Origin of the sequence: Butyrivibrio sp. (assembly GCF_015056685.1) — a bacterium.
Classification (GTDB): domain Bacteria; phylum Bacillota; class Clostridia; order Lachnospirales; family Lachnospiraceae; genus Butyrivibrio.
Genome location: NZ_SVFW01000091.1, coordinates 1 through 4305, shown reverse-complemented (window position 1 = coordinate 4305; position 4305 = coordinate 1). Strand labels below are relative to the sequence as shown.

Below are 4305 nucleotides of genomic sequence, written 5' to 3'. Positions count from 1 at the left end.
GACAGGTTCGATTTTATAATTGGCATGGATAGCGCCAATATACGCGATCTCAATCGTATATTTGGTGGTGATCCTGATAAAAAGATATATAAAATGCTGGACTTTACTGACAGAGATGGAGATGTGGCTGATCCTTGGTACACGGGCAATTTTGATGCTACCTGGAGAGACTGCTCTGATGGATGCCACGGCCTGTTCAGACAGATAATGGTAAGTCCTGAATTTTCAGAAGTGTTGGCAGATGATAATGATGACAATAATGATGAATATGGAGATGGTACCGGAGATATGGGCCTTATCCACGATGATTTTCCAAGAGGATAAATAACCGACAAAATGGCCTGCATAATTATGTATGTTGTAAGACGCAATTATGATAAAATGATATTGTATCATTTACCCAAAAATGGGAGTCACAACGTACTTAATTAAGATTCCCATGTTTTTACATTAGGAGGTTTCGTTATGAAATTTTACAGATGTGAACATTGTGGCAACATTATTACAAAACTAAATGATTCAGGTGTTCCTGTGGTTTGCTGCGGAGAGCCTATGAAAGAGCTTGTTCCCGGCGCTACTGACGGAGCTATGGAAAAACATGTTCCTGCAGTTACAGTAGATGGCAACATTGTAACAGTAGTTGTTGGCGAAGTTGAGCATCCAATGCTTGCTGAGCATTACATCCAGTTCATCTGTTTAGAGACAGACAAGGGCTGCATGATAAAGAAGCTTAACCCCGGCGAGAAGCCTTGCGCACAGTTTGTTCTGGCAGAAGGCGAGAAGGCAGTTGCTGCATATGAATACTGCAACCTCCATGGACTTTGGGTAAAAGAAATCTGATATTGACCACACGTAGTGCTGTCACTTTAAATTCAAGGTGACAGCACTTTTTTACTTATTTTTTTATGCTCATTTCTACAATAAAAAAGTTCTTGTGCTAAACACTTTAAGATGGTAAAGTAGAAAAGATAATTAAAAATAGTTTTTGGAGGAGTGAAATGGCACAGAGAACAGATATTCACAAAGTACTGATCATCGGCTCGGGACCAATTGTCATCGGGCAGGCCTGTGAATTTGATTATTCGGGAACGCAGGCTTTAAAAGCGCTTCGCAGTCTGGGGTATGAAATAGTACTGGTTAATTCGAATCCGGCAACGATCATGACTGATCCTGAAATGGCGGATAAGACTTATATTGAACCACTTAATGTGGAACGTGTTACAGCAGTTATTGAAAAAGAAAGACCGGATGCTCTACTACCTAATCTTGGTGGTCAGTCCGGACTTAATCTGTGTTCTGAGCTTTATAAAGCAGGTATCCTTGATAAATTTAATGTAAAAGTTATAGGTGTTCAGGTTGACGCTATTGAACGTGGCGAAGACAGAACAGAGTTTAAAAAGACCATGGATATGCTCGGCATCGAGATGGCTCGCTCAAAGGCTTGTTATAGTGTAGAAGAGGCCCTTGAAGAAGCTGACGTGCTTGGTTATCCTGTTGTTCTTCGTCCTGCTTATACAATGGGAGGCGCTGGAGGCGGTCTTGTTTACAATAAAGAGGAACTTCAGACTGTCTGCTCCCGTGGCCTTCAAGCTTCAATCATTCATCAGGTCCTTGTTGAGGAGTCAATCCTTGGTTGGGAAGAGCTTGAGCTTGAGGTAGTAAGAGACAAAGACAATAACATGATCACTGTATGTTTCATTGAAAACGTTGATCCTGTCGGCGTTCATACAGGTGATTCTTTCTGCACAGCTCCTATGCTCACAATAAGTGAGGACCTTCAAAAAGAGCTGCAGCGTCAGGCATATAAAATCGTTGAACACATCGGAGTCATCGGTGGTACTAATGTTCAATTTGCTCACGACCCTAAAACAGGTCGTATCGTCGTTATCGAGATCAATCCACGTACATCACGTTCATCTGCCCTTGCCAGCAAGGCTACAGGCTTCCCTATTGCCCTTGTTTCAGCCAAGCTTGCAACAGGACTTACTCTTTCAGAACTTCCTGATTCTAAATTCGGAACTCTTGATAAATATGTTCCGGGTGGCGACTATGTTGTTGTTAAGTTCGCCCGCTGGGCATTTGAGAAATTCCATGGAGTTGAGGACAAACTCGGAACTCAGATGCGTGCTGTTGGCGAAGTTATGAGCATTGGTAAGAACTTTAAAGAGGCGTTCCAAAAGGCTATCAGGTCTTTGGAAAAGGACCGCTATGGTCTTGGCGCTATAGAGAAGTTCGAAAAAATGCCAAAAGAAGAGCTTCTCCGCATGCTCAAAGATGCTTCTTCTGAGAGATATTTCCTTATATATGAAGCTATGAAAAAAGGTGTATCAGTAGATGAGATACACGATATCACCAAAGTAAAGCACTACTTCCTTAATGAGATGAAAGACCTTGTGGAAGAGGAGATGGAGCTTACATCAAAATACACTTCTAAAGTTCCAAAAGCCCTTGACCTTATTAAGGCAAAAGAAGATGGATTCTCTGATAAATACCTTTCAAAGATTCTTGGTGTTACAGAAGATGACATCAGAAATGAAAGAGAAAAAGCCGGACTATGCGAGACTTGGGAAGGTGTTCATGTATACGGCACTGACGGAAGCGCATATTACTATTCAACCTATCAGCATGAAGATGAGGGAAGCGTTGTTGAGAGCGCTCCTTCTTCAGACAATAAAAAGATAATGATCCTTGGCGGTGGCCCTAACAGGATCGGGCAGGGTATAGAATTTGACTATTGCTGTGTTCACGCTGCTATGGCCCTTAAGAAACTTGGCTTTGAGACTATTATCGTCAATTGCAACCCTGAGACAGTTTCAACAGACTATGACACATCAGATAAACTCTATTTTGAGCCACTTACCCTTGAGGATGTACTTCAGATATACAGAAAAGAAAAGCCTATCGGCGTAATTGCTCAGTTTGGTGGACAGACACCTCTTAATCTTGCAGCAAAGCTTAAAGAAGAAGGTGTTAACATCCTTGGCACAACACCTGAAGTAATTGACCTTGCTGAGGACAGAGATCAGTTCCGTATGATGATGGATAAGCTGGGCATCCCTATGGCAGAGTCAGGAATGGCATCTGATGTTGAAACGGCAAAAGAAATTGCTGCAAAGATCGGTTATCCTGTAATGGTTCGTCCATCTTTTGTTCTTGGCGGACGCGGAATGGAAATAGTAAGAGATGAAGAGAGCATGGAAGGCTACATGAAGGCAGCTGTAGGTGTAACACCTGACAGACCGATACTTATCGACAGATTCCTTCACAATGCTCTTGAATGTGAGGCTGATGCCATAAGTGATGGCACCGAGGCTTTTGTACCTGCAGTCATGGAGCATATTGAACTTGCAGGTATCCACTCAGGAGATTCAGCCTGCATAGTGCCATCCAAGCATATTCCAGAAAAGCACCTTAAGACTATCGAGGAATATACAAGGAAGATCGCTGTCGAGATGAATGTAGTGGGACTTATGAACATGCAGTATGCCATCGAAGATGACACTGTCTACGTTCTAGAAGCCAATCCACGTGCATCAAGAACAGTTCCTCTTGTTTCCAAGGTTTGTGGTATCAAGATGGTTCCTGTTGCAACAGATATCATTACTGCATCTATAACAGGACGCCCTTCACCGGTAAAAGAGCTGATCCAGGAAAAAGAGAAAAAGCAAGAGCCTCCATATTACGGTGTTAAAGAGGCTGTATTCCCATTTAATATGTTCCCTGAGGTTGATCCTGTCCTTGGACCTGAAATGAGGTCAACAGGTGAAGTACTTGGACTTGCAAAGACTCCCGGAGAAGCTTTCTTTAAGGCTTCAGAAGCTGCAAATGCTGCCCTTCCATTAGAAGGAGCTGTGCTCATATCTCTCAATACAGAGGATAAGCCTGCTGCAGCTGAACTTGCAAAGAGCTTTGCTGCAGATGGATTCAAGATCTATGCTACAGGTAAGACATATGACACAATTGTTGAGGCAGGAATCAGCGCTACCAGGATAATGAAGAATTATGAAGGCGGAAGGCCTAACGTTGAAGATGTGATCAAAAACGGAGAGGTACAGCTTATTATCAATACTCCTATTGGTAAATACACTGAACATGATGATGCATATTTAAGAAAAGCAGCAATAAAAGCCCGCATTCCATACATTACTACTGTTGCAGCAGGCAAGGCGGCAGCAGAAGGAATACATGAAGTTAAGGTCAAAGGATGCGGAAGCATAAATTCTCTTCAGGATTACCATAAACAGCTTTAAGTAGTTCTTTTGATAAAACAATCAGAAACCTGCAGTAAAATGCAGGTTTCTTGTT

The 4305-nt window shown here is 42.3% G+C and carries 3 protein-coding genes; all 3 read left to right on the top strand.

The genetic code is table 11. The annotated features are described in order from the left end of the window. The coding region (locus tag E7303_RS17860) for an arsenate reductase/protein-tyrosine-phosphatase family protein (protein ID WP_442861657.1) at positions 1 to 324 on the top strand (324 nt) is incomplete at its 5' end. 141 nt (positions 325 to 465) lie between these two features. Next, positions 466 to 840, top strand: a complete 375-nt coding sequence (locus E7303_RS17855; RefSeq protein ID WP_292146813.1) for a desulfoferrodoxin family protein — start codon at positions 466 to 468, stop codon at positions 838 to 840. Positions 841 to 998: 158 nt separating this feature from the next. Beyond that, positions 999 to 4250 carry a carbamoyl-phosphate synthase large subunit gene (gene carB / locus E7303_RS17850; protein WP_292146812.1) on the top strand — a complete coding sequence of 1084 codons (3252 nt, stop codon included), beginning with the start codon at positions 999 to 1001 and terminating at the stop codon, positions 4248 to 4250. Positions 4251 to 4305 lie beyond the last annotated feature (55 nt).